Source organism: Kitasatospora sp. NPDC048194, assembly GCF_043202455.1.
Lineage (GTDB): Bacteria > Actinomycetota > Actinomycetes > Streptomycetales > Streptomycetaceae > Kitasatospora.
In genome coordinates this window covers 1-1,056 of record NZ_JBIDAK010000083.1, presented here as the reverse complement: position 1 = coordinate 1,056, position 1,056 = coordinate 1, and the positions used below count along the sequence as shown (strand labels likewise).

The window sequence follows — 1,056 nt, the reverse complement described above, 5'->3', positions numbered from 1 at the left end:
GACCACGAAGACCGAGGAGAAGGCCATGGCGGCGCCGGCGATCATCGGGTTGAGCATTCCGGCCGCGGCCAGCGGCAGGGCGGCGACGTTGTAGCCGAACGCCCAGAAGAGGTTGCCCCGGATGGTGGCGAGGGTGCGGCGGGAGAGCCGGATGGCGTCGGCGGCCGCGCGCAGGTCGCCGCGGACCAGGGTGAGGTCGCCGGCCTCGATGGCGGCGTCGGTGCCGGTGCCCATCGCCAGGCCCAGGTCGGCCTGGGCGAGCGCGGCGGCGTCGTTGACGCCGTCGCCGACCATCGCCACGACCCTGCCCTGGGCCTGGAGCCGCTTGACGGCGTCCACCTTGTCCTCGGGCAGGACCTCGGCGATCACGTGCTCCGGGTCGATGCCGACCTCGGCGGCCACCGCCTCGGCGACCGCCCGGTTGTCGCCGGTCAGCAGCAGCGGGGTCAGGCCCAGGGCCCGCAGCGCGGCGACGGCCTCGGCGCTGGTGGGCCGCACGGCGTCGGCGACCTCCAGCACGGCCCGGGCCGCGCCGTCCCAGCCGACCACGATCGCGGTGCGGCCCGCGGACTGCGCCGCGCGCTCGGCCCGGGCCAGGCGTTCCGGCAGCTGGGGCGACCAGGCGCGGAGCAGGGCCGCGCGTCCGGCGATCACCGGGTGGCCGTCCACGGTGCCCTGGACGCCCAGGCCCGGCAGGTTCCGGAAGTCCTCGACCGGGGGCAGGTCGCCGGCCTCGGCGGCGGCGGTGGCGATCGCCCGGGCGATCGGGTGCTCGGAGGCGTGCTCCAGGGCGCCGGCCAGGCGCAGCGCCTCGGCTTCGGTGGCGCCGTCGGCGGTGTGGACGGCGAGCAGGGTCATCTGGCCGGTGGTGATGGTGCCGGTCTTGTCCAGGACGACGGTGTCGGCCTTGCGGGTGGATTCCAGGACTTCGGGGCCCTTGATCAGGATGCCGAGTTGGGCGCCGCGGCCGGTGCCGACCAGCAGCGCGGTCGGGGTGGCCAGGCCCAGGGCGCACGGGCAGGCGATGATCAGCACGGCCACGGCCGCCGTGAAGGC

At 76.5% G+C, this 1,056-nt stretch carries 1 protein-coding gene; it reads right to left on the bottom strand.

Annotated elements, in window-relative coordinates:
• A partial coding sequence (locus ACGF07_RS35650; protein ID WP_392905851.1) for a heavy metal translocating P-type ATPase occupies window positions 1–1,056 on the bottom strand: 1,056 nt, incomplete at both ends.